This window comes from Pseudomonas sp. HY7a-MNA-CIBAN-0227, from assembly GCF_040310325.1.
Lineage (GTDB): Bacteria > Pseudomonadota > Gammaproteobacteria > Pseudomonadales > Pseudomonadaceae > Aquipseudomonas.
The window spans coordinates 162,437-186,472 of record NZ_JBEOPT010000004.1; the positions used below are offsets into that span (position 1 = coordinate 162,437).

The 24,036-nt window shown below is 53.8% G+C and carries 20 protein-coding genes, 2 tRNA genes and 1 pseudogene; 7 read left to right on the top strand and 16 right to left on the bottom strand.

Annotated elements, in window-relative coordinates:
- Window positions 1-4: 4 nt before the first annotated feature.
- The 4 genes and pseudogenes from fdxH to AAEZ06_RS08835 form a co-directional block, all read left to right on the top strand.
- Complete coding sequence (gene fdxH / locus AAEZ06_RS08820; protein WP_306108740.1) at window positions 5-892, top strand: formate dehydrogenase subunit beta; 888 nt, start codon at window positions 5-7, stop codon at window positions 890-892.
- The gene (locus AAEZ06_RS08825) at window positions 889-1,533 is read left to right on the top strand and encodes a formate dehydrogenase subunit gamma (RefSeq protein WP_149415185.1); all 645 of its coding nucleotides are present in this window, start codon (window positions 889-891) and stop codon (window positions 1,531-1,533) included. Before fdxH ends, AAEZ06_RS08825 begins: the two co-directional genes overlap by 4 nt.
- A complete protein-coding gene (gene fdhE, locus AAEZ06_RS08830) occupies window positions 1,530-2,435 on the top strand; it encodes a formate dehydrogenase accessory protein FdhE (RefSeq protein ID WP_350613920.1) in 906 nt (301 codons plus the stop codon). The genes AAEZ06_RS08825 and fdhE overlap by 4 nt, the downstream gene beginning before the upstream one ends.
- A gap of 53 nt (window positions 2,436-2,488) precedes the next feature.
- Window positions 2,489-2,656: pseudogene (locus tag AAEZ06_RS08835) on the top strand (histidine kinase dimerization/phospho-acceptor domain-containing protein); the annotation flags it as partial.
- Between the two features lie 413 nt (window positions 2,657-3,069).
- Here the strand turns inward: AAEZ06_RS08835 and AAEZ06_RS08840 are convergent.
- From AAEZ06_RS08840 to AAEZ06_RS08875, 8 genes are all read right to left on the bottom strand, one after another.
- Window positions 3,070-6,183, bottom strand: a complete 3,114-nt coding sequence (locus tag AAEZ06_RS08840) for a hypothetical protein (RefSeq protein ID WP_350613922.1) — start codon at window positions 6,181-6,183, stop codon at window positions 3,070-3,072.
- On the bottom strand, window positions 6,173-6,727 hold the full coding sequence (locus AAEZ06_RS08845; RefSeq protein ID WP_350613924.1) for an ABC-three component system middle component 1: 555 nt from the start codon (window positions 6,725-6,727) through the stop codon (window positions 6,173-6,175). The genes AAEZ06_RS08840 and AAEZ06_RS08845 overlap by 11 nt, the downstream gene beginning before the upstream one ends.
- Window positions 6,705-8,036 carry an ABC-three component system protein gene (locus AAEZ06_RS08850; protein ID WP_350613926.1) on the bottom strand — a complete coding sequence of 444 codons (1,332 nt, stop codon included), beginning with the start codon at window positions 8,034-8,036 and terminating at the stop codon, window positions 6,705-6,707. The genes AAEZ06_RS08845 and AAEZ06_RS08850 overlap by 23 nt, the downstream gene beginning before the upstream one ends.
- Window positions 8,029-9,093, bottom strand: a complete 1,065-nt coding sequence (locus AAEZ06_RS08855; RefSeq protein ID WP_350613928.1) for a ComEC/Rec2 family competence protein — start codon at window positions 9,091-9,093, stop codon at window positions 8,029-8,031. The genes AAEZ06_RS08850 and AAEZ06_RS08855 overlap by 8 nt, the downstream gene beginning before the upstream one ends.
- Window positions 9,094-9,222: 129 nt before the next feature.
- Window positions 9,223-9,570, bottom strand: coding sequence for a hypothetical protein (locus AAEZ06_RS08860; protein ID WP_350613930.1), 348 nt, complete (start codon window positions 9,568-9,570; stop codon window positions 9,223-9,225).
- Complete coding sequence (locus AAEZ06_RS08865; protein WP_350613932.1) at window positions 9,567-10,550, bottom strand: integrase domain-containing protein; 984 nt, start codon at window positions 10,548-10,550, stop codon at window positions 9,567-9,569. The genes AAEZ06_RS08860 and AAEZ06_RS08865 overlap by 4 nt, the downstream gene beginning before the upstream one ends.
- A gap of 912 nt (window positions 10,551-11,462) precedes the next feature.
- Window positions 11,463-12,785 carry a tyrosine-type recombinase/integrase gene (locus AAEZ06_RS08870; RefSeq protein ID WP_350613934.1) on the bottom strand — a complete coding sequence of 441 codons (1,323 nt, stop codon included), beginning with the start codon at window positions 12,783-12,785 and terminating at the stop codon, window positions 11,463-11,465.
- 172 nt (window positions 12,786-12,957) lie between these two features.
- A tRNA-Thr gene (locus AAEZ06_RS08875) sits at window positions 12,958-13,033 on the bottom strand.
- Between the two features lie 636 nt (window positions 13,034-13,669).
- On the opposite strand from AAEZ06_RS08875, the gene bcsQ reads away from it, so the two are divergent.
- On the top strand, window positions 13,670-14,629 hold the full coding sequence (bcsQ, locus tag AAEZ06_RS08880; RefSeq protein WP_149411350.1) for a cellulose biosynthesis protein BcsQ: 960 nt from the start codon (window positions 13,670-13,672) through the stop codon (window positions 14,627-14,629).
- Between the two features lie 208 nt (window positions 14,630-14,837).
- On the opposite strand, the gene AAEZ06_RS08885 is transcribed toward bcsQ, so the two are convergent.
- From AAEZ06_RS08885 to AAEZ06_RS08905, 5 genes are all read right to left on the bottom strand, one after another.
- Window positions 14,838-16,094 carry a methyltransferase gene (locus AAEZ06_RS08885; protein ID WP_149411349.1) on the bottom strand — a complete coding sequence of 419 codons (1,257 nt, stop codon included), beginning with the start codon at window positions 16,092-16,094 and terminating at the stop codon, window positions 14,838-14,840.
- The gene (locus AAEZ06_RS08890; RefSeq protein WP_149411370.1) at window positions 16,075-16,764 is read right to left on the bottom strand and encodes an ABC transporter permease; all 690 of its coding nucleotides are present in this window, start codon (window positions 16,762-16,764) and stop codon (window positions 16,075-16,077) included. The genes AAEZ06_RS08885 and AAEZ06_RS08890 overlap by 20 nt, the downstream gene beginning before the upstream one ends.
- Before the next feature lie 38 nt (window positions 16,765-16,802).
- Window positions 16,803-17,498 carry an ABC transporter permease gene (locus tag AAEZ06_RS08895; protein WP_149411348.1) on the bottom strand — a complete coding sequence of 232 codons (696 nt, stop codon included), beginning with the start codon at window positions 17,496-17,498 and terminating at the stop codon, window positions 16,803-16,805.
- A 78-nt stretch (window positions 17,499-17,576) separates the two neighbouring features.
- Window positions 17,577-18,332 carry an ABC transporter substrate-binding protein gene (locus AAEZ06_RS08900; protein WP_133103118.1) on the bottom strand — a complete coding sequence of 252 codons (756 nt, stop codon included), beginning with the start codon at window positions 18,330-18,332 and terminating at the stop codon, window positions 17,577-17,579.
- A gap of 13 nt (window positions 18,333-18,345) precedes the next feature.
- Window positions 18,346-19,119 carry an ABC transporter ATP-binding protein gene (locus AAEZ06_RS08905; RefSeq protein WP_149411347.1) on the bottom strand — a complete coding sequence of 258 codons (774 nt, stop codon included), beginning with the start codon at window positions 19,117-19,119 and terminating at the stop codon, window positions 18,346-18,348.
- Between the two features lie 554 nt (window positions 19,120-19,673).
- Between AAEZ06_RS08905 and gabP the strand changes: the two genes are divergently transcribed.
- The gene (gene gabP / locus AAEZ06_RS08910; RefSeq protein ID WP_149411346.1) at window positions 19,674-21,065 is read left to right on the top strand and encodes a GABA permease; all 1,392 of its coding nucleotides are present in this window, start codon (window positions 19,674-19,676) and stop codon (window positions 21,063-21,065) included.
- Window positions 21,066-21,143: 78 nt separating this feature from the next.
- Here gabP and AAEZ06_RS08915 read toward each other — a convergent pair whose 3' ends face one another.
- Together AAEZ06_RS08915 and AAEZ06_RS08920 are read right to left on the bottom strand one after the other, a co-directional pair.
- On the bottom strand, window positions 21,144-21,554 hold the full coding sequence (locus AAEZ06_RS08915; protein ID WP_149411345.1) for a hypothetical protein: 411 nt from the start codon (window positions 21,552-21,554) through the stop codon (window positions 21,144-21,146).
- A gap of 70 nt (window positions 21,555-21,624) precedes the next feature.
- A complete protein-coding gene (locus AAEZ06_RS08920) occupies window positions 21,625-22,545 on the bottom strand; it encodes an alpha/beta hydrolase family protein (RefSeq protein ID WP_149411344.1) in 921 nt (306 codons plus the stop codon).
- Window positions 22,546-22,716: 171 nt separating this feature from the next.
- On the opposite strand from AAEZ06_RS08920, the gene AAEZ06_RS08925 reads away from it, so the two are divergent.
- Window positions 22,717-23,682, top strand: a complete 966-nt coding sequence (locus AAEZ06_RS08925; protein WP_149411343.1) for an arsenic resistance protein — start codon at window positions 22,717-22,719, stop codon at window positions 23,680-23,682.
- 256 nt (window positions 23,683-23,938) lie between these two features.
- Here AAEZ06_RS08925 and AAEZ06_RS08930 read toward each other — a convergent pair.
- Window positions 23,939-24,014: transfer RNA gene (locus tag AAEZ06_RS08930), tRNA-Phe, on the bottom strand.
- Window positions 24,015-24,036 lie beyond the last annotated feature (22 nt).

A 24,036-nucleotide genomic window follows, 5' to 3' on the forward strand; every position in this document is an offset into this window, starting at 1 on the left:
GTCCATGCAATCTCAAGACATCATCAAGCGCTCTGCCACCAACGTTCTGACGCCACCATCCCAGGTGCGCGACAAGAAGGCGGAAGTAGCCAAGCTGATCGACGTGACCACTTGCATCGGCTGCAAGGCCTGCCAGGTGGCCTGTAACGAATGGAACGACCTGCGCGATGAGGTCGGCGAGAACGTCGGTGTCTACGACAACCCGCGCGACCTGTCGCCGGATACCTGGACCCTGATGCGGTTCGACGAATACGAAAACGACGAGTCGGGCAAGCTCGAGTGGCTGATCCGCAAGGACGGCTGCATGCACTGTGCCGAGCCGGGCTGCCTCACGGCCTGCCCGCAACCGGGCGCCATCGTGCAGTACGCCAACGGCATCGTCGACTTCCAGTCCGAGCATTGCATCGGCTGCGGCTATTGCATCGCCGGCTGCCCGTTCGATGTGCCGCGCATCAGCAAGCAGGACAACAAGGCCTACAAGTGCACCCTGTGTTCCGACCGAGTCGCCGTCGGCCAGGAGCCGGCCTGCGTCAAGACCTGCCCGACCGGGGCGATCCGCTTTGGCAGCAAGGAGGACATGCTGCACTACGGCGAGGAGCGTGTTGAAGAACTCAAGGGGCGTGGTTTTGCCGGTTCCGGTATCTACGATCCGGCGGGTGTCGGCGGTACTCACGTTATCTACGTCCTGCAACACGCCGACAAGCCGCAGCTGTATCACAAGCTGCCGACTGATCCGCGTATCAGCAGTGCCATTCACGGCTGGAAGGGCTGGCTCAAGCCGGTGGCGGCCGCCGCCTTCTTCATCACGCTGGCCGGAACACTGTTCCACTATGTAGGGGTGGGTCCGCAGACAGTGGATGAAGACAAAAAAGAAGAGGAGACCCAGGTATGAACAAGCGCAACAGCCTTCTGCGTACCCCCTATGTGGTGCGTATCAGCCATTGGCTGATGGTGATCTGCTTCTTCCTGGTGGCCATGTCCGGCCTGTCCTGGTTCTTTCCTTCGCTGAACTGGCTGAACAACCTGCTTGGCGGCCCACAGCTGGCGCGCATCCTGCACCCGTTCCTGGGCGTGACGATATTCGTCTTTCTCGTCTACATGTTCATCCGCCTGGTCAAATACAACCTGCCGGAAGCCAGCGACGGCAAATGGTTCGTCAATATCGGCAAAGTGCTCAAGGGCGAACATGTCGATGAGCTGGACACCGGCAAGTACAACGCCGGGCAGAAGGTGTTGTTCTGGGGGATCATGGGTCTGATCAGCTTGCTGCTGATCAGCGGCGTGGTGATCTGGCGTCCCTACTTCGCACCGCTGTTTTCGATCCCACTGATTCGCATCGGCCTGATGCTGCACGCCATCGCCGGCGTGCTGCTGATGCTGCTGATCATCGGCCACATCTACCTGGCGTTCTGGGTCAAGGGCTCGGTCGACAGCATGTCTACCGGCTACGTCAGCCGCAAATGGGCCCGCATCCACCATCCGCGCTGGTATCGCCAGATCACCGGTGACACCACGAAGAAGGACCACCCATGAGTAGCATCAAGCTCGCCCCGGCTCAGGAACCCACCGGTGGGGTGAAACACATTACGCCACTGCTGCTGCCACGCCTGAATCAGCATTACCAGGTCCGTGCCAGTCGCCTGGTACAACTGGCCGAAGGCCATGCCATGGGCGATTACCTGAAATTCACGGCTGGCATCGCCGCCGCGCAGCAGCGGTTGCTCGACACATTTCCGCTACCGGACAGCGCCAACGCCCGACTTGAGTTGATAGACGGCCAGGCGCCGCTGGATCACGCCCGGCTTCATCGTGACCCTTATTGGCAGCAGGTATTGGGCTGCTTGATTGAAGAACTACGGCCGAACGCCTCGCCTGAAGCGCAAGCGGTGCTCGACGAGCTGGGGGACAGCAGTTCTCAGCAGCTGGAGCAGCTGGCCGACAGCTTGCTCGCCGGCGACTTCGCCCAGGTGGGCAGCGGTCGGGCGCTATTCCTGTGGAGCGCGCTGTCGCTGTACTGGGCTCAGCTCGCCGCACGGCTGCCGCTTGAGGCCAGCGCCGAACTGGGTGAGCAGCGTCAGTTCTGCCCGGTCTGTGCTGGCTCGCCCAGTGCCAGTGTGGTCTTGGGTGGCGACCAGAGCGGCCTGCGCTACCTGCATTGCGGGCTGTGCGAAAGCCGTTGGCACATGGTGCGGGTCAAGTGCAGCAACTGCGAGGAGGGCGACAAGCTTGACTATTGGTCGCTGGAAACCAAGGACGCGCCGCTCAAGGCAGAGAGCTGCTCGCATTGCATGAGCTACCTAAAACTGCTCTACCTCGATCGCGCCAACTACCAAGAAGTCTTCGCCGACGACCTGGCTTCGCTGGCACTGGATGCTGAGGTAGAAAGAGAAGGCTTTGCCCGTAGCGGCTTGAATCCGCTCCTGTTTCCAGGCTAATCATCAAAGGGGCAAGGGATTGCTCCTTTATATGGCATGCGCAGGGTCTCACTTCTGATGCGGTTCATGACATGCGCGCACCGTTAGCGATATTAAGGGTGCGCGCACATAGTCTGTTGGACGCCACGAATGAAAGTGAACGCCATGAATCACTTCAACATCTGATTGCCGGTGTGGATCGAAGCACCCGCTTGGTCAATCAGTTGCTGACGATGGCTCGTTCACCGAGGCTCTTGGTATGCCGCCGCTTGAGTTGGTTGGAGAGTTTTTGGCAAAGCGTAGTGCGGGTGGGGACTCGAAAACGAGGAGGGAGGCTAAGCAAGACTCGTAGCGTGTCAGTTTCGTGTTTTTGCCTAACCCAGAAACGACAAAGGCCAACCCGAAGGTTGGCCTAAGCCTTGTAGCGTATGGTGCGGCACCAGGAGTCGAACTCATTAATAACGTTCTATTATTACTAGCATTTGTATAATAAAGTATAGATTACTACCTCTAAAACTACCCTTATTACCTTGTGAAATTGTGACGCTCATTAATAAGTCTAAGGTTACGAGCTGCCTGAAGATAAAGGGGGCTAGAATTACTAGCCCCTCAGCATGTATAGATACGAGAAACCACTCTTGGGTATACCGTCGGACTAAGTCTTTTCGACTTTTCCGAAAGACTCAAGCTTTATGAACTTAGATTCGTAAGTTTCCGAAGGGAGTTTGATTTTAAGCAACTCGAAAAAATTTTCGTCATGAGTAGAAAGAATGATCTGTCGGTCAAAGCGAACGGCTATATTACGAAGTAAATCGATGGTGGATAGAACGTTGATTGAATCCATGGAGTGAATTGGGTCATCTATAAGAATGGTTTCAACGGGCTTTTCCTCGTGTTGTACATGAAGCGCCCGAGCGAGGAAGATACTTAAGCTAAGTATATTTAACTGCGCTGCGCTGAAATACAGATTAGGCGCAACTCTTTTGCCATCTTCCTCTTCTAGATATACTTCTAGTCTGGGTTTGTCGTCAGGGAATATGCATTCGAATTTTACAATTTTAAACGAAGGGTGTGGATCAATTTTTAGATAAATACGGTTTATTAGTTCCGTATAAAAGAAGCTATCTATTCGTTTTTTTAAACGGCTTTCGACGTTTACAAATTCTTCGCCAAGTTTAATATTTAGGACTGAGTAGCTGTTTAGTTGATCTAGAATTGATGCTAATTCGTTTCGGGCGTTCGATTTATTAATTGCTGGTAGTATATTTTCTAATTGGCCAGAGAAAACTTCTACAAAAGATGCAAGTTTTCGTTGAGCTTCAATGGTGTTAAGGCTCGACTGTTCAAGTTCAACCAGGCTCGCTTTTAATAATGACTCTGAGATTTCAGGGTTAAGATCAAGAAGCCGTAAATTGGATGTAAGCGGTATAATAGTTTCTTCGCTTTTGTTGAGCTCAACAGTCATGGCATCAAGCATAGTTGAAAGTTGATTTTGCTCAAATATCCCCGTTGAATCGCCAATGGTTTTGGTTATTTTTTCTAAATTTTGATTTTCATTGACGATTTTTTCCGAAAGCTCGACTGCTTGAGATTTTAGTTCTTGAGACCTATCACTAAAGAAAGCATGCTCTTCGTTTCTTGCGACTGCATGCTGTTGTAGGTAGGTGCCTACAGTTTGTATCGACGGCGATTTTGAAAGGTGAGCTATTGTGGCTGATACCCATTCAATATCCTCTCGCACTTTTTGAAGTGCAACTAATATCTCATTTGCTTTTAATTCGTTTGCTTTGTGTTGAAAGTTTAGTTCGACATCTTTTTGCGTAAGTTGCGCGGACTCTTCACGACAGCGCTCTAGAAACTCTTCTTTGTCGAGGAATGATAATTTTGCTCTGAGCTCTTGAAGTTGAGCGGTTAACGATTCTATTGTTAGCTTCAGAAGTTGCTGCTGATTCGTGTGGTTGAGGCATTCATCTTGCACTCTACCCAGTTCCGATCTCAGGGCTGATACTTTTTTGGCCTTGAGTTCGTTAATATATTTGAAGGCTTGAGTAAGGTAGCTTTCATTTTCCTGAAGTTTACGTTCGACCTCATTTTTTGCTTTGATGATCGACTGTTGTTGATAAGAAAATTTACTGTTATTCAGGATTTTTTGCGATAGCGCTTCATAAGACTCATGTTTATGGCTGCAAACAGGACATTTATCTGAATGTTCGATTCCTATTAACTCAGAGGCAAGGCTAATAAGTTTTTCTAATGTTTCCGTATCCGCGGCTATGCAAGCTAAACTTTTTTCATGTGAGGTGATTTGTGTTTGATAGGATTCGATGTTGCTGAGTGCCTGAGAAAGCTCACTTGGAAATGTTTGTGGTGCACCTAGGGTGGCTAAATCAGAAGAGTAAAGAATATTTCTATCTTCTGGAATTGAATTTATTCGATTAATCTCTGTTTCGAATGCATCTCTCGCTGCTATGCTGCCATTAAGCCGTTTAATAGAGAGGTCGAGTTGTACAGTATGGTCGTTAATGTCCCTCTGAGTAAATATTATCTGCTCATGTATAGGGTTGATAGCTAATTCAAGCCTGGTAATTTCTGCCAGACGATTTTCGATTGCCAGTTTAGCTGATTGGATTTCCTGCTGTTGAGCTTTCAGTCGATTACTGTTCGCTTCTTGCACATTACGATCAGCTAAAAGTGCGCTCTCATTATGTCTGTGTTTCTCTAAGGCTGTTGTTTCAACGATGTATTGATCGAGTTGGGATGCTGCTGAATCATGTTTGCTGAGCAGTTCACCTATCTGGCTGAGCTTTGTACGAAGCTCAGGTAATGTAGACTGAAGCCTGATTTGCTCATTAAGTAGTATATTATTCTGTTGAAGGGCCTGAAGTCTTTGTGATGCACTGTTAGTTGAATTTTTTGCTCTGTAATAATCAGGCAGGCCTGTTAAGCATGCGTTTACCACTTCTAGTATGCGTTTGTGTTTATCTATTTCTTCTGATATTTCTAATGTTCTTTTTGTAATTTTATTTTTGTAGTTGAGCTCCAAGGTGGAGTCATAGATTGGCAAAATTCTATCGAAGTTTTCGCCTAATTCATTCAGTGAGTCTATAGTGTTGTTTACTAACTCAATAGCCTTTTCCTCTATTGGCTCCTCAATTACTGCCTTAAGGTCAATAGAGTAGGTAGTCAGTTTTTTGATCTGGGCGTTGCATGTTTTTCGTAACGCATTTAATTTGGCTCGATACTTTTCATCATTGCCTCCAAAATGTTTAACGAATTTCTCATATCTTACTTCCGGCTTTTCCTCCTTTAAAAAGGCATCAATGGCGTCTTGTGATAAGAATATATCCGTGAGGTGCTTTGTGCTTTCATCAGTGTTTTCAGGTTTAAAAGCATAGTCACGTCTACCCAGTGCAGCTTTTCTTACATCACGCTCAAATTTTCCATTCCCTGTTACATTGATTTTTACGTAAGACGGAGCATCTTCACTGATATATCTATTCCGAAGGATACTTTGGCCGCTTTCTGCAGTATTCAGATACAACGAGGTACTGTCATTATTAGATCTGAGGCCGTCGCGAATGTATCTCCCTATATTATTGGTGATGGCCCATTCGATAGCATCGTATAATGAACTCTTGCCAAATCCATTGGGGGCGTAGATCGAAACGAAGTTGGCTGCTTCTACGTTTTTTGTAGAAAAATTGAAATTGCCATCTCCTTCGTCGGCATATGCTCTAAATCCGACAATCTCAACATTTTTAATCTTCATCGTGGTTCACCAATGAGACAAGCTTGTCTAGTTGCAATAAGCGTTGGGAGGCTACGTCCTCTTTAGAACCTGGAGGTATTTCATCAAGAGACTCAATAATTATTTGGAGCTCGCTTTTTTTATGTTCTGCATTTGCTTCTAGTATGTCTTTTTGATTTATTAACTCTAAATCATGACCAAGTATTTCGTTGTTGAGTAGTTTGTCAATGTCGTTTTGGATGTGGGGATTGTCAATAACCAGTTTTCGCAACGAGAATTTGTCATTCTCAATCTTATATTTTAAGGTCTTATCAATGGTTTCTGTGCAAAGAAATACAAGGTAAATATTCCAAGCTAGATACTTGTTGTTTAGTTTTGCTTGGAACTCTGTTGCTATGCAGCTTGTAATCTGGCTCCAATACTTCAATAACGTGACATTCGTATTTCCACTGCAGACAAAACAATTGATTGAGTCTGTGGTTCTAGTATCGAAAAGTTTGAAGTCTAGTTCTGGGAATGATTCAGTAAGGAAGCTAATATTTTTACTGCTTTCTGATAAAATCACTATAGTGCTCCTTGAGTTCTTTCAACAAGCAGGCGGCATTATGTTCTTCAGAGAATTGGTTGCCTTTGACATAAAAACTTTGATTTAAAGTCACGCATTCATGGTGAAGTCCGGCCCAATGATAAAGTTTAAACTCCGTCACGGGGTTTATCATCGGAGAGTCTATCCTGGTTTCAGTAGGGTAGACTTTCCCAATATCCGCGATAACTTGCTCTAGCGCCTCTGGAGGTGGGGTGTACATTCCCTCTGAATCTGCCGTGCTTACAATGATGATACCTCCAGGCTGTAACCCTCTTAGGTCAGACGTGTAGATGTCTCTTAATAACCACATCCAATTTTCTTTTGTTGCTTTGAATAGGAAGCGTCGCTGGGATGAGTTTTTTTCGAGATAGCCAAAATCTACTGTTTTTACTTCATCAATTAGTGCCGCTATAATAATTAGCTCTAGGTAACCTATCCAAAGCATGACTTCAAGAGCATGTTCACTAGGTGAGTTGCGGATGAGCAGTTGTTCTTTATAACGCTCGTGTATATCTTTCGGCGTGGGGAGATTTTGTCGATCAAGCTCTGCAGCAAAGTCGTGTAATATACTTTTTAAAAAATCAGCCCCGGTCGGTGTTGAAATGCCTCGGAATTGAAATGTCCTACTTATTATGTTGGAAAATGAGTGTAAGTGAGGGGCAAGAATTGGCTCATAGTCATCATTTTTTTCCAAGAGCCGATCTATTGCTTCCAGCGGGATACATTCTATTTTCCCATGAAACTCACGGGTAGAGTTACCTTCGACTTTTGACTCTATGCCGCAAAGAAAAATATCAATTTCTAAATCTCTAAATACACCTCCTCCTGAAACACCAACTATCTGATCGTGACCCGGTTTGTTTTCAAGAGTGACAACAAAGTGATCGGGTCTGATTTTTCCAGTGACTCCACGAAATTCGTTGAGCTGCCTTTCGCCAACTTGGTCTTCTCGGGTTTCTGGATAGCCACATACATGTACTATTTGATCGCGGTCAATCTCGTCTATACACCTGAGTAAACTTGATGGTATTTTTTCTCTGGTCTTGAGAATCGCAATATCATTATCAGGGTCTATAATTCTGTTGGATAGCTCAATTTCTAATTCGTTGTATGTTGTAACAGTTATCTGGCCAACATCAAAATACTCGCCACTATCTTCGGCAGTCTCTATCACATGTTTTGCTGTGAGTATGTATGTATAACGATCGTTCGAGGGCTGGATGACTACCCCGCTTCCGCCATTTACACGTACTGTATGGTCACGCATTTTTTCTGAAAAGTCAGCCAAGACAAAAATCCCCGTTCAAACCCTTTAGTTTACCTTCTAGTTTTTCTATTTCTTGTTGTGTATAGATGGTTTTAATTATTTCGGGATAATTGAAGTAAATTGTGGCGTTTGGATTGTGGTGGTGAATGCGTGCAAAAGTAAGCTTGTTTGGCAAGCCGTGTCGAGAACCATCCGTGCTTACTACGTAATGGTCACAATTTATAAGGTCTAATAGTTCTGGGCTAGTATTCGCTTTGCTGCCATGATGAGATAATTTCACGAGATCAGCGGTGATGGGATTGGATTTTGAATAGTTAAGTGATCGCAGCCCATCTGATATTTTACTCGGTGGGGCGTCACCTAATAACAAAATTATTTTGCTTTGGAATTCTATAATGCAACTTATTGAGCTATTATTGTGTATTGAATTGTCTTCAATAAATGCATCATTATTTAATAGCTGTTCGTATGTTTGTTTATAGTCTGTGTTGCGTTTTGAAGTAAATGGTGATGTCTGTTCTTTTTCCCATTTTCTTAGTAATCGCTTTATGCCTGCTTCATCTGGTGATAAAAAACGAATTTTAACATTTTTTAGATCGTGCTCCATTGACTGTAAGAATAGTTCTCTTTTCCATATTCCAGCATCTGTAATCAGCTTTTCGAATGTTATCCCTTGCTTGATGCTCGTTTGTGAAGACCCGCTAAAGTTGCCGCGTAATACATTCTGGCTTACGTCAGCTAATTTAAAGTGTTCATGAATGAGCTGGCCTGAATTAAAAACTACTGATCTAGTAAGATTTCGTAGGTGATGGGGGGGCTCGAAGCCTTTTATGAGCCCACCAATATGATCTTCATCAACATGGGTCATGATGAGCAAATCTATTTGCCCGCCGTTACCTGCGAGCTCATCAAGCATTTTCCTTAGTGCGCCATCACGATGGTCACCTACTTCCCGAGGGGTGAAGGCTGAGGGGGGGCCCCCATCAATAAGAATGGTCGAGACTCCATCTTCATCTATAGCAGTGATGAAAATCGCATCGCCATGCAGCGCCTTTAAAAAACGTACCTTCAATGGCATCTTCGACTCCTTTTTTGCAAGAGCAGCGCTGTAGTACGAACCTGCCATGTCTAAGCACATGGTGCTGGGCGCAATCCCGTCATTATGCCACTACAACTGCAGAATCGGCATTCGCGGAGCGATCTAGTCTCAGATGGAGTCCGATACTGGGTACCCAACCATTTTTTTTGTTCGTTTTTGCAGCAAGATGCTGACCTTGCTGTGACATTTGAACTGCCAAGGTTTTCCTAGGCGTACGGTGATCAGTTGCATGGTTAAAACGTAGTAATAGCACGTTGCTCCTGCATGTTTGTTCAGGTAGTGATCCAGGAACCATAGGAGATGCTTTCGCTGCCAAACCCAGGGATTGTCGCGTTGCCAACGCTCAGCAATTGCTTCTTGGATGGCCTTCGACTGACGAAGATGACGCTTGCGGGTGGAATGCGATCCGGTCAGAACGCCCACCAGGAACAGCTCCATATCGAATGGCTTGCTCATGCTCGACCACCGATGTAAGCCGATACCACGTCGATACGGCCGTGCCCGAGTTCATAGCTGAGTTGGTCTCGGGCCTGCCGATCAAGGGGCCGGTCAAACTGGTCGCAACGACCATCATTATTGATGGGCGCGGGATAGTGGGTGATTTGCTCATAGCGTTCGCACGCATAGGCCGCGCGCAGTTCGTGGAAGCCTTTGAGGTTGTGCGTATGGAGGATGTCTCGGGTGGGGCGTACGACGCGTTGCTGGAAATCGAGGTAGCTCTCGTTCGGTGCCAGTAGGTTGCGGCTGCCATGCGGTAAGACCTGCTCGGCATATCTGAGTGCTTCGCGAACATGGTCATCCACCATGATCCAGCGAGGTGCTGTTGCTCCGCCGCGGCCACCTTTGGTGCCGTCCTGGATGTTGATCCTCCCGAGTTGCTCGGCTTCTCGTTGCAGTCGAGGAAGGTCGGCCAAAATCGCCTCACGCAAGCGCATGCCGGTGGCTCGCGCTAACTGAGCGATGGCCGCAGCGCGCGGCTGCTGATGTTCGCAAAGTTCGTCAACGATCCACTTCACGTATTCGCGGTCTTGGCCTTGCGGCACCGAGCGACGGACGCTGGTACGCCGCATTCCCAGCGCCTTGCTCGGACTCGGCACTTTCACATACTGATCACCGCGAAGCGCAGCCATGGTTCGGTTCACGCTGGATAACCGGTTTTGTGCGGTGGCGATGTTTATAGCCCCATGTTCAACTTGCTGCCGCAGATGTCCGGCATAGTCCAATAAGATCTGCCGATTTATCTGCCGCGCATCGTTAAACCCCGGCCCATCCTCCGACCGACACCACCGCACAAACGCCTGCCAGCGATCACCGTGCGCCTTCACCGTGCCGTAATGCCCGCGGCCAAACAGATCACGTAGCGCCTGCGGCCCGGCATAACTCAGTTGTCGGCCATAGCCAAAATTTCGCCCATCCCGTCTGCCTACCGATGCCATGATCAAACTCCTCTCGAAGCCAAAATCTTTGAAACCTTCCCCACGTCATCCCGCCAAGAATGTTGAGTGTTATCAGGGATCAAGGCCCCTGCGACCTGTGAGGGTTGTCCACTAACGCGGGACTGGCGGCTCTTTACGACCGGGAGCCTGGGCATCTCATGATCTGGCCTCCTGAACACTTCCGAGGAAGCGGGCGGGTGGGGGCTGCATCGGCTGACGAAACCAACGCCGCGAGATCCTGAGTCAGGTAAAAGCAGTGATGCGATGACCGGGGCATGCCTGACTGTCAGTCAGGTGCAGTCCATTCCTTGGGCAGCGGCACCATCATCTACATCGCTGTTGCTGGTGACTTCGGTGTTTGTCACGCCGATTGTCACGAGGGGGGATGCCGCAACGCCTTGTACGAGTTGGGCTGCAGCTGCGGTAGGAGCGCCCGTCTCTTTCCGGGAGAAAGAGACGGGCGCAGGTTGGCGCAATGAAATGGCCAAGCGGATAGGTTGCTGCAGGGCAGCTATGAAAGAGTATGAGTTGCCGCAGTGGGCACACTGATAAAAGTAGGCATCCATCACATCACTGTGACCGTGCGAGCCGCCGGACGCTAATCGCACTTTGGGTGAACCGCCACGGTGTGGCGTAGCCTTAAAGGTTCTGGCTACCTGGGTTGCTGTCAACGACAGCGCTTTGCCCGATCTTTTCTACGCTTGTGGATAATTTGGGTCAAGGCTCGAATTTTCGGGAGTTCTGCGGCTGTGGATGAAATTATCCACCGGTGGAAATCAGTGGTTTTCCACAGACAGTTGCGTGGGCTTTATATTTTTTTTAGTGAGGTCCATCCAAGCAGGGCGGCTTTGCAGCCCTGTTTGGATGGACCCGCGTGGACAAGCGGATCACTGAGATATGAAGACCGAGCGCTTACTCGGTTGCGCCACGTTTTGCTTTTAGGCGAGTAACGTTCGCTCCGGTCTGGTTCGCGAATTCATGTGGAGTGACGTGCTCCTGCCGGTTGGCCTCCAGATACCGGCTCCACCAGTTCATGATCAGCCTACGCTCCTCGATGAACTCTGCCTTGTGAATGTAAGCGGCGCGGACGTTGTTGCGTTCCTTGTGGCTCATCTGTCTTTCAATGGCGGTCTCGGACCACAGTCCAGATTCAATCAGCGCACTACAGGCCATTGAGCGAAAGCCATGGCCGCAGATTTCAGTTTTGGTGTCGTAGCCCATCTTTCTGAGTGCGCTGTTCACCGTGTTTTCAGACATGGGCTTCCAGGGCTTGGCATCGCCTGCAAACACCAAGTCGAATTTGCCGGTGAGGACGTGGATCTGTTCAAGCAGGGTCACGGCTTGCGGCGATAAGGGTACAAGGTGGATGTCGCCGGCCATCTTCGTACCCCTTGTTGAAAAGGGTACTCCGTCCAACGCGGGTCGAGTGTCCGGTATCTCCCAGGTGCCGCGCTTGAGGTCGAACTCGCTCCAGCGGGCGAAGCGCAGTTCGCTGGAGCGGACGAACACATGCAGCGAGAGCATGACCGTCAGCCGGGTAAGTGCGCGGCCTCTGTAGGTGTCGATACGCTCCTGCAATTCAGGCAGACGCGATAAGGATAAAGCAGGGCGGTGAATCACCCTCGGAGCTTTGATCAAACCTTCAAGGTCGGAGGCAGGGTTTGCCACGATCTGTCGAGCACGTTTCGCCTCGCGCATGATGCTTTGCAGGTAGTTTTGTACCCTTAAAGCGACGTCAATCGTGCCGCGTTTCTGGATCGCTTCCAGAGGTTGCATCAGGTCATGGGTGTCCAGATCGACAATAGAGCGAGCGCCGATCAGCGGGAAGACATGGGTTTTGAGACGGCTCAGGACGGTCTTGGCATGGCCCGGAGCCCATTTGGCAGACATCGCTTTGTGCCAGTCCAGTGCGGCGCTTTCAAAGGTTCGGCCTTTGATTGCGGCCTGCGTCTTGGTTTGGTGTTTGGTCTCTATGGGGTCGATGCCTTTCGCCAGCATCCGCTTGACCTCCAGGCGCTTGTTGCGCGCATCGGCGAGGCCGACCACGGGATAGCTGCCGAACGAGGTCAGTCCTTCGCGTCCATCAGGTTTGACATACCTGAGACGCCAGCCTTTACGGCCATTGGGTTGGACTAGAAGGTAGAGGCCGTCGCCGTCGAAAAGCTTGTAGGCGCGGTCGGTGGGCTTGGCTGAACGGCAAGCCGAATCGGAGAGTGGGGCAGTGGTGCGCGACATAAGGGTACTCCTCCCTTTATCGAATGACCTTACCCCTATCTTTATCCTTAAAACGGCTGGTATCCATAAGATTTTGGCGGAATCCGACGGAACGCCAAAACGAAAAAACCCGCCAGAAGGCGGGTTTTTCGGGGGTTCCAGAGATTTTGAAAGCCTTCTCTGGAACCTTGGATGGTGCCGGCACCAAGAGTCGAACTCGGGACCTACTGATTACAAGTCAGTTGCTCTACCAACTGAGCTATACCGGCGTGTTAGGGCGCTGATTATAGCGATTGGCAAGCGTCTGTAAACCCCTGAATTCTTACTATTTTTCAGATACCCAGCTTTTTCCCCATCCGCTTCGTAGCAACCCCTTGGATTCAACCTCACCGCACGCGCCGTCGACACCGCCCGAAGGTGGTTTCCCAATGCACCGCAGATTCCCCGCTATCCATTTTTTGGGTGGTCGCCAATTGCTATCACGCGAGAGTCTCCCAACCCCGCGCTGGCCTCCTGAACTCGGCCAGCGCAAGTCACTGGAGGACGCAAGGCCGTGGGGATGTCCCATGGAGTTTCGGTTTTCCTGACGGCCGCATGTATTGGGCGGATGTGCGGTTTGTCGGCACGGTCGAGCAGGTTGAAGGGGGTCGGGTGAAGGAGTTTGTCGAACGGGCGGTTTTCAGCAGTCGTATTTGTGGGATGTTTAAGTTTGCGATTGATGCGTCATTAAGTTGTCTTTTTACCGCTTGTCTAAAGTGTTAATTCGAAAACACCAAAATAATGACACCTACATCACCCTGTCACACAATGCCCAAATAAAGGCGCCCACAAAAAGACCTTCGGTAAGCGGCAGTACCAGCTGACCTTTCACGTCTTTGATGCGCCGTGACAAGGGAGTGTAGGTCGTGAGCCGAGCCGACGATATTTTTGTGTTGTTCGATAAGAACACTGCCAGTAATGATCATGAGACGACTTCGATGCGGCACTTTTTCGAAGATGTCCCGGTCGACGAGAGTACCGCCCCCGGCATGGGAGGGGGTCCGTCGTTTTCGCGTTATGCCCCCTCAGCCAATGAACAGCCGCAACCGGCCAATGCCACTGCGCGCCACGCCAGAGTGGTGGCGTTGGTGTCGGTCAATGGTGGTGTCGGCCGCAGTACCCTGGTGACGGCATTGAGCAGCGGTTTACAGCGTTTGGGGCAGTCGGTGCTGGCCCTGGACTTGGACCCGCAGAATGCCTTGAATCATCACTTTGGCTTGAATCACGCCTTGCCCGGTATCGGTCGCACCAGCTTGCGCAATGAGTGTTGGGATCAGCTTGTCCAGTCGGGTTTTTGCGGCTGTCGGGTGGTGTCTTTTGGCGAGACGGATATCCATCAACAAGACGACCTGCTGCGTTGGTTGAAACAGGAGCCGGGCTGGTTGGCGCAGCACCTGTCAGGCCTGGGCTTGGGCGAGCAAGACATCGTGATCATGGATACCCCCGCTGGCAATAATGTCTATTTGCACCAGGCATTGGAGGTCGCCGATGTGGTGTTGGTGATTGCCCAGGCGGATGCTGCGTCCTTGGGTACCCTGGAGCAGATGGACCTGTTGCTGGCGCCGCACCTTGAGCGCAATCCGCCGCTTCGTTGTCATTTTGTGATCAACCAACTGGATGAGACTTCAGCCTTCAGCCTGGACATGCTCGATGTGTTCAAGAGGCGTCTTGGGGACAATCTGCTGGAGGTAGTGCATCGCGACTCGGCTATCAGCGAGGCGCTGGCTTTTGGCGATGATCCGCTGGATAACGAGGCCGCCAGCATGGCCTGTGACGATATCCATGAGCTTTGCCGCCTGCTGATCAGCCCACGAATCTTGCCCTGAGTGGCCGGGTTATGCCGTTACCGCCAGATGCTTATGCACAATCTGGTGGTTGGAAATGGGCTGAAACAGCCATTTTGTAGCGCTGCACTCATTGGGCTGCAACTGCCTGTTTTGCGTGCGTTTTATTTGTTGAACAAAAAATGATCAGTCAGCATTTTGCTCTGTAGCGCTTGCTGCTACGGCCTTCGCCAGAATTTCATCAACAGAGTTATCCACAGGCTGCGGCTGGAAAATCTGCCCCTAAATCGCGCTCGGCCAGCACCATCAGGTTGCGCGGGGTCAGCGCCGTTTCGCAGAAGCGGCCCACCTGCACGCTGTAGCCGTTTTGCGCGAGAAACAGAGCCAGATCCAGCACCAGCCACATTTCCAGCGGGCGCCGAAACAGGCCGCGCACCAATTCCAGGTTTCGCACCTCGGCCAGGCGTTGCCAGCCCTGCGTTTCCAACGTCGTCCAGTCCTGTTCGCCTGTGGATAATCCCTTGAGCGCTGCCAGTTCCTGGCAGTAATCGGCGAAAGGCTTGCCCAGCCAACTGCTGGGCAGCGACGGTGTTGGTAGGTAGTCATCACGCCCGCGCAGTTGCCGTTGCAGCTGATCAAACCCCAGGCGCCTGGCCATTGAGATGTCCCGTTGCTGGCGGACCCTGGCGCCGGCGGTGACGGTTTCGCTCAACGGCAAGCCGAGCTCTTCCACCGACAGGCGCAAAGCCGAGCGTCGGGCGGGGTCGGACAGCGGCTGGTACTGCTCGGCGCTGATGCGGTTATAGCAGCAAGGAGCCACGGCCATTTGATTACAGCCAGCGGTGCTTGCCAGTTGCATCAAGCGTACATGCAGGTCGCCGCAAGCGTGCAGGGCGACGGGTGTGTGTTTGCGGTTGAGTTGCAGCGCGGCATCCTCGGCCATCACATCCTGCTGGCAATGGCTCGTGGGCAATCGATGATGCTTGCTCAGGGCCATGCCGGCAGCGATCAGGGCGGGGTCGTATTCCAGGCACGTCAGTTGTTGTCCTGGTTGCAGCAGCCTGCGGCCGAGATGGCCTTTGCCCGCGCACCAATCGAGCCAGTGTGTGGAGCTGTCGGCAAACTGCAGGGCGGCGCCGAAGGCCTCGATCTGCTGCCACTTGCGGCCGGGAACGTCTACGTTCAAGCGCGGTGGCGCAGGAGCAAGGGCAGCCGTCGGCAAGTTATCCACAGCACTAAGCGTCCGGGATTGGGCTGCCAACTGAGGAAACGGTGCGGGTGCTGGCAACGTATGTGGCTGGTTATGGCTGCTCTCGGCCTCGGCCAGGGAGCGTCGGCGCAGCCATTGGGCCAGCTCGGGATGCCTGGCTTCCCACGGCAATTGCAGATGGGTAAAGGGCCGTGGCTGCCACAGCCCTTGATGTTCGGTGAGGAAGGCATCCAGCGCCTGGAAGCGGGCGAGCAGGTACTCACCCGTCAACCGGGTTTCAGCGTCCCTGGCAGGCATCGACCCGCAACCAGCTTTCCAGCAGCTTGAAGCCGCGTACCAGGATGTAAGCCATGAACAGATAGAACAGCCCGGCGGCGAAGAAGATCTCCACCGGCAGGTAAGTGCGGGCAATGATGGTACGGGCCATGCCGGTCAGTTCCAGCAAGGTCACGGTACTGGCCAGGGCGCTGGCCTTGAGCATCAGGATCACTTCGTTGCTGTAGGCCGGCAGGCCGATGCGCGCCGCCCTAGGCAGGATGATGTAGAACAGCGCCTTGGGCTTGGACATGCCCAGGGCCCGCGCTGCCTCGATCTCACCCGGTGGAATGGCCTGGATTGCGCCGCGCAGGATCTCGGCGATATAGGCGGCGGTGTGCAGGGTCATGGTGGCGGTGGCACACCAGAACGGGTCGCGCAGATAGGGCCACAGGGCGCTCGCGCGCACGGCGTCGAACTGCGCCAGGCCGTAATAGACCAGGAACAACTGCACCAGCAGCGGCGTGCCACGGAAGAAGAAAATGTAGCCGTAGGGCAGGGCACGCACGTACCACAGGCGCGACGATCGAGCGATGCCCAGGGGGATCGCCAGCAGCAGGCCGACGACTACGGCAATGGCCACCAGCTCCATGGTCAGGGTTGCGCCCTGGGCCAGTTTGGGCAGCCATTTGATGATAACGGTCCAGTTCAGGCCCAGGTCGAAATGCGACAGCCAGCTGTAGTCCCCGTTCATTGCGTGCTCCTCGCAAAGCCGCGAGCGGCGCGTTTTTCCAGGAAGTACATGCCGGTCATGGCCAGGACGGTGAGGCCCAGGTACATGAAGGCGGCGACCATATAGAACGTGAAGGGCTGTTTGGAAACGCTCACGCCGATCTGCGCGTGGCGCATGATTTCTTCCAGGCCGATCACCGAGACCAGCGCGGTGTCCTTCATCAAAATCATGAACAGGTTACCCAGCCCCGGCAGAGCGATGCGCCACATTTGCGGCATGATCAAACGGGTGAAGATTCGGAGCTTCGACAGGCCCAATGCAACACCGGCTTCACGGTGGCCCTTGGGGATTGCCAGGATCGCGCCACGAAACACTTCAGTGGCGTAGGCGCCGAAGCACAGGCCCAGGGCGATCACCCCGGCGGCGAAGGCGCTGAGGGAAAGGTCGGGGTTGCCGAAAAACTCCCCCAGGGCCCGCATCATATTGACCGTGCCGAAATAAATCAGCAGTACCCACAGCAGTTCGGGAATGCCACGAACCAGCGTCGAGTAAGTGCCGCCAAGCCATTGCAGCGACTTGTACGGGGAAGTCTTGGCCAAGGCACCGGCCAGGCCGAGTACCAGCCCCAGGCACAGGGCCGTGAGTGCCAGTTTGACGGTCATCAGCGCGCCGGCTGCGAGCGCCGGGCCGAATCCGTAGAGATCGATAGTCATGGGTGTTTATTCATATCGCGGCAGGCATTGCGAAGGACCGACGCGCTCAAGCGAGCGCGCCGGGCAGGCAATTCAGGATCATTCGATACTGAAAGGGAAGTACTTGTCGTTGATTTTCTTGTAGGTACCGTCGGCCTTGATTTCCGCCAGAGCCTTGTTCAGTCGCTCGCGAAGCGGGTCGCCTTTACGCACGGCGATACCGACCTTGTCGCTTTCTACCACGGGCTCGCCCTTGAACTCGTAAGCCTTGCCGGCGTCGGTCTTGAGCCAATCGAATTGCACGTACTTGTCCGCCAGAATCGCGTCAACGCGACCGGAAGTCAGGTCGAGGTAGGCGTTTTCCTGGGTGTCGTAGAGCGTGGTCTTGATATCGTCGCCCAGGTTATCTTCCAGCCAGGTGCCGGCCAGGGTCGCACGCTGCGCACCGATGGTCTTGCCTTTGAGGTAGGCCTTGTCGGTCTTGAAGTCGGTCGTGGTTTTAGGCGCGATGAACTGCAGCTTGTTGGAGTAGTACGGGTCAGTGAAGTCGACGGCTTGCTTACGCTCGTCGGTGATCGACAGCGAAGAGATCAGGAAGTCGAACTTCTTGGCGTTCAGGGCCGGGATGATGCCGTCCCAATCGGAGACGTACACTTCGCATTTCTCGACTTTCATCTTGGCGCATAGGGCGTCGCCGATGTCTTTGTCGAAGCCGACAACCTGGCCGCTGGCGTCTTTATTATTGAAGGGCGGGTAGGCCGCTTCGATCCCCATTTTCAACGTCTCGGCTGCAGCTGTGGCGCTGAAGGCCATGGTGACGGCGGCGGCCAGGAGGAATTTTTTATAGTTCTGCATGCATGTTGCTCCGTTAGCGGTTGCTGGACATGAATTGTTTGCAGCGCGCCGAAAGCGGGTTGTCGAACACCTGCTGTGGCGATCCTTGCTCTTCGACCAGGCCCTGGTGGAGGAACACCACTTCGCTGGACACCTGGCGGGCGAAGCCCATTTCATGAGTGACCAGCAGCATGGTGCGGCCTTCTTCGGCCAGCGCGCGGATCACATTAAGTACTTCCTGGACCATTTCCGGGTCAAGGGCCGAGGTAGGCTCATCGAACAGAATGACTTTGGGCTGCATCGCCAAGGTACGGGCAATCGCGGCGCGTTGTTGCTGGCCGCCGGACAACTGCGCGGGGTAGGCGTGGCGCTTGTCGCTGATGCCGACCTTGGCCAGCAGGGCTTCGGCGACTTCGATGGCTTCGGCTTTGCTCTGGCCGAGCACCCGGCGCGGGGCCTCGATGATGTTGTCGAGGACGCTCATGTGCGGCCACAGGTTAAAGTTTTGAAACACAAAACCGATTTCGCTGCGCAGGCGGTTGATCTGTTTACCGTCGGCCGCCACCAGCTCACCGTTTTTCGCGGCCTTGAGCTTGAGCTCTTCGCCAGCCACCAGAATTTGCCCTTGATGGGGGTTTTCCAGCAGGTTGATGCAGCGCAGGAACGTGGACTTGCCGGAACCGGAGGAACCCAGGATCGAGATCACATCGCCGTCGCGAGCGGTCAGCGAGATGCCTTTAAGCACCTCCAGCTCACCGTAGCGTTTATGCAAGTTGCGGATTTCAAGCGCGGGCGTGGCCTCGGCCATGTGGGGTCCTCATTGTGTTCGTTGCGTTCCTGCTGTTGGGCCGCCTTCCTGGCGAGGCGCCAAGCTAGCATAGCGTCTGGATGACAGCCAACAGCGTTACCAGGGGTAAATCGGCGGTGTGCGGCAGGTTGTCGCATCGGCGCAGCAGTGTGTCGCGCCATCAACAACCGAACAGCCGTTTGAACCCGATTCGCCCAAGGCTTCGCGTAAAAAAAGGCGCGATGGTGCCAGCTTTGGCCGGGTGTTGGAAGGGTTAAACGGGCAAACGGTCCCTATCAGCCCTCTAATGGGGCGCCACGTACTTTTTATGTGTGTTCTTGGTGCGTTCATTCGTTCTTGAAGTGAGTCGCCGGGTAACGTTGTGGCGGATTGCCAGTAATCTCAATGACTTGCGGCGGATGACGAATTTCCTTACAGCCCGCGACAAACTTGGCTTTGTTACATTTTGGCGCAAATCTTGCGTAAAAAATAAAGAACGCTCTGTTTGTTTCTTTTCACGAGAAAGACGGCAGACCGAGTGGACCGTATTCGCAATTCCTCGCAAAGGTGTGTCAATGAGTCGTACGCAAAGCTCCAATGACCTCGAACAGGGGCTTAAACCACGGCATGTCACCATGCTGTCGATTGCCGGTGTGATCGGTGCCGGTTTGTTTGTCGGCTCCGGCCACGCGATTGCCGCAGCGGGCCCAGCGGTGCTGTTGGCCTATGCTGCTGCCGGGACGCTGGTGGTGTTGGTGATGCGCATGCTCGCCGAGATGGCCGTGGCCTCGCCAGACACCGGCTCGTTTTCCACGTACGCCGACCGGGCGATCGGTCACTGGGCGGGCTTCACCATTGGCTGGCTGTACTGGTGGTTCTGGGTCTTGGTGATTCCGCTGGAAGCCAACGCCGCCGCGACTATCTTGCATGCCTGGTTCCCGGACGTGGCGATTTGGGCATTCACCCTGATCATCACCTTGCTGCTGACCGCCACCAACCTGTTCAGCGTGAAGCACTATGGCGAGTTCGAGTTCTGGTTCGCCTTGATCAAAGTCGTGGCGATCATTGGTTTTGTAATCCTTGGGATTCTGGCGATTTTCGGCTTCTTGCCGGGCAGCCAGGTCAGCGGTGTCTCGCACCTGTTTGACACTCAAGGTTTCCTGCCTAACGGCATGGGCGCGGTATTGGCAGCGATCCTGACCACCATGTTCTCGTTCATGGGCACCGAGATCGTCACCATCGCGGCCGCCGAATCGAAGAACCCTGGCCAGCAAATCTCCAAGGCCACCAACTCGGTGATCTGGCGGATTGGCCTGTTCTACCTGGTGTCGATCTTCATCGTTGTCGCACTGGTGCCGTGGAATGATCCGGCGCTGGCGGCTGTCGGTTCCTACCAGACGGTGCTGGATCGCATGGGCATTGCGAATGCCAAGCTGATTGTCGACCTGGTGGTATTGGTCGCGGTAACCAGTTGCCTGAACTCGGCGCTGTATACCGCTTCGCGGATGCTGTTCTCGCTGAGTCGTCGCGGTGATGCTCCGGCTGTGGCCAAGCGCACCAACAAGAGCGGCACGCCTTATTGGGCGGTGTGGTTGTCCACTGGTGCGGCGTTCCTGGCGGTGTTTGCCAACTACGTGGCACCGGCTGCGGTATTTGAATTTCTGCTGGCCAGCTCTGGCGCCATCGCGCTGTTGGTGTATCTGGTGATCGCGGTGTCGCAACTGCGCATGCGTCAGAAGCGTATAGCGGCGGGCGAGAAAGTTGCCTTCAAGATGTGGCTGTTCCCGGGCCTGACCTATGCGGTGATCGTGTTTATCGTCGGCGTGCTGACAATCATGCTGTTCCAGGAAGCGCACCGCGTGGAGATCATGTCCACCGGTATCTTGAGCTTGCTGGTGGTTGCGGCGGGGCTGTTTGTGTCTCGTCGGCGCAGGGGCCAAAAGGTGGGGGCTGCAGTGCTCAACTGATGGGTTGAAATACCCTTTGCCGCGCAATGCGAAAACCTGTGGGAGCCGGGCAAGCCGGGCTCCCACATTTGTTTTGTGTTAACTCTCTGAGTTGGTCAGTGCCTGGGATGCCGCCAAGTAATCGACCTGAAACTCCGGCGATTCAACCCACGCCAACGCCGCCGCTTGATCATCGCTATCGGTCGCCCACTGCCGATACTCGATCAGCGCCGCGATGATAAAGTCGGTCGCTTCTTCTTCGCCTTCCTGCTCCAACACCAGTGCCAACAATGGATGTGCCAGGAACGCCGCGCACAGCGCCTGTTGACTGGTTTCGCCAGCGTTGCGCATTTCCACAAACAGCTCGGTCAAATCCACCGATTCAAGATCAATGCGGCTGTCGTCGCCGTCAAAGGCATCCTTGGGCGCGCCGGCTCGCTGGGTGCGGTTCTGCTTGGCCTTGGCTTTTGCCCGGTGGGCGCGTTTTTGCTGTTTGTTCGGCGAGGCCATGGGCTCACGTCCTTGGGTCAGGATCTGGGTGGGCTATTGAAGCGCAGCTCTGCGAAAATCCCAAGGGTTTCTAGGTACGATCCATCACTCGGCGCCCCGGTGTATCTGCGGCCAGTTCGCCTTGTCGCAGCCACGCCAACGCAATCGGCCACAACCGGTCCTGATATTGGCTGCGAAAAAACGCGAAATGCCCGACTGCCTCTTCGCCAATATCCTGCGGCGCAATCCGCAGATGCGTGCGCTCGCCCGCCTTGAAATAACCCAGCAGACGCTCGATGGCCGCCACCGTCCCAAACGGATCATCGGTAATGCTGATCGCCAGGATCTGCGCTTTCACCCGTGAGAATGGCAGCTCGCCCAAGGCACGCCCACTAGGCCGTCCTTCATAACCTGGCGTCGGCGTACTCCAGTCGCGCACTACGCCTGCAGGCGTGTCCTCAAGCCAACCCAGCCGCTTGCCAGGGAAGTATCCACAGAGCGCCGTCACCAGCGGCATCACCACATGCCACTTGCCAAACATCCACCAGCGCCCGCTCGCTTCATAGTCGCGCCAGTAAGCAAACTGCGCGCCTACCGTCACCAGTCGCCGAATCACCGCCCCTGAGGCCCCGAGCCCTGCCGCGCAGCCACCAAAACTATGGCCGACCACATCAATTGGTTGCCCTGGAAACTCCCGCTGCGCTCGCTGCAATATCGCCTCGAAATCCAGCACGCCCCAATCCGACCACGACGCCTTGAACCCGCGCAACGAGCCGCTGCGTGATTCGCCGATGCCACGGTAGTCGTAGGTGATCACGTCAAAACCGTGAGTGAACAGGTAATCGGCAAAGCGCGAATAGTGACGGCAACGTACCGACGTGGCGGCGTTGATGATCACTACGGGGCGTTCGATGTCGGTGCGAATATGGCGCCAGGTAAAGCCGCCGATAAGGTGACCGTCGGTGGCGGGCTCGCTGAATGTTTCGGGTTGCGGTCGGGTGGGCAGGTTCATGGCGGCTCGATCCCTTGCGCTTTCGTTGGGGCTACAGAAGCCCATGCGCAGTTTTATAGGAGATCGAAGCTAACAAATTTCGCACGCCAAAGGCGTAGAGATTTTACGACGCTCGACCTTGGTCCCGCAGATGCATAGGCTGACAGCCTTTCGCCCCATCCGAGACGCCCCATGACCCGCGACACCCTCGAACAAAACCAGATCCCGGTCTACTTCGTCGCCGTGCTGCTAGCCGCCGCCCTCGGCCTGCTGGTGCCTTCGATGGCTCAAGGCCTGGGCGCGCTGGTCACGCCGGCCATTGCGGTGCTGATGTACGCGATGTTCCTGCAAATCCCGTTTCTGGACCTGCGCGAGGGCTTGAGCAACAAGCGCTTCATGTCGGCGTTGCTTCTGGCTAATTTCATCTTGATTCCGCTGCTGGTGTGGGCGCTGACCCGTGGGCTGGTGGAGCACCCGGCGATGCTGGTGGGGGCGTTGCTGGTGTTGCTGACGCCGTGCATCGATTACGTGGTGGTGTTCACCCATATAGGCAAGGGCGATTCGCGCTTGATGCTGGCAGCGACGCCGATTCTGTTGCTGCTGCAACTGCTGCTGTTGCCGGTGTATTTGAGTTTGATGCTGGGGTCGCAGTCGGGCGTGGTGGTTTCAGCGGGGCCGTTTGTCGAGGCATTCCTGTTGCTGATCGCCGCGCCGATGCTGCTGGCGGTACTGACGACTTCCTTGGCCCGGGGATCAAAAGCCATCAGCGTCTGGAACGATGCCTGGGCCTGGTTGCCGGTGCCAGCAATGGCATTGGTGTTGCTGGTGGTGATCGGTTCGCAGATCACTTCGGTGGTGCGCGATATCGGCCTGCTGGCGCCGGTGATCCCGGTGTATATCGGCTTCGTGTTGCTGGCGCCGCTGATGGGCGCTCTGGCTTCGCGGTTGCTCGGGTTGCCTTCGGTGACGGCGCGGGCGGTGACGTTCAGTGCATCGACCCGCAACTCCCTGGTAGTGCTGCCCCTGGCGCTGGCGTTGCCTGAAGACATTCGCGGGTTGGCCGCCGCCGCGGTGATCATGCAAACGCTGGTGGAGCTGGTGGGGGAATTGATCTATATCCGCCTGATTCCGGCGCTGGTATGGCCCGCAGGTCGGTAAGCGGGTGAGTGTTCAGGATCGTTCAATGAGAGTCTGCCCCAGACCTGGTTATGCATAGGGCCTATCCAGTTGCTCTGGTATGAAGCCTTTTTCCCGAGACGAGGTTTTGTTCGCGCGATTGATGAAAACTTTATCCTTACCCAGCCCCGATCTATCAACGAATATGGGCTAGTGAATCGCAGACAACAAAAAACCCGCACTAGGCGGGTTTCTTGTGTGCTTTCAGGTGTGCTTGGCATCACCTGAAAACGAAAGGTGGTGCCCAGAGACGGAATCGAACCGCCGACACGGGGATTTTCAATCCCCTGCTCTACCGACTGAGCTATCTGGGCAACGGGGCGCATTAAACGGGTT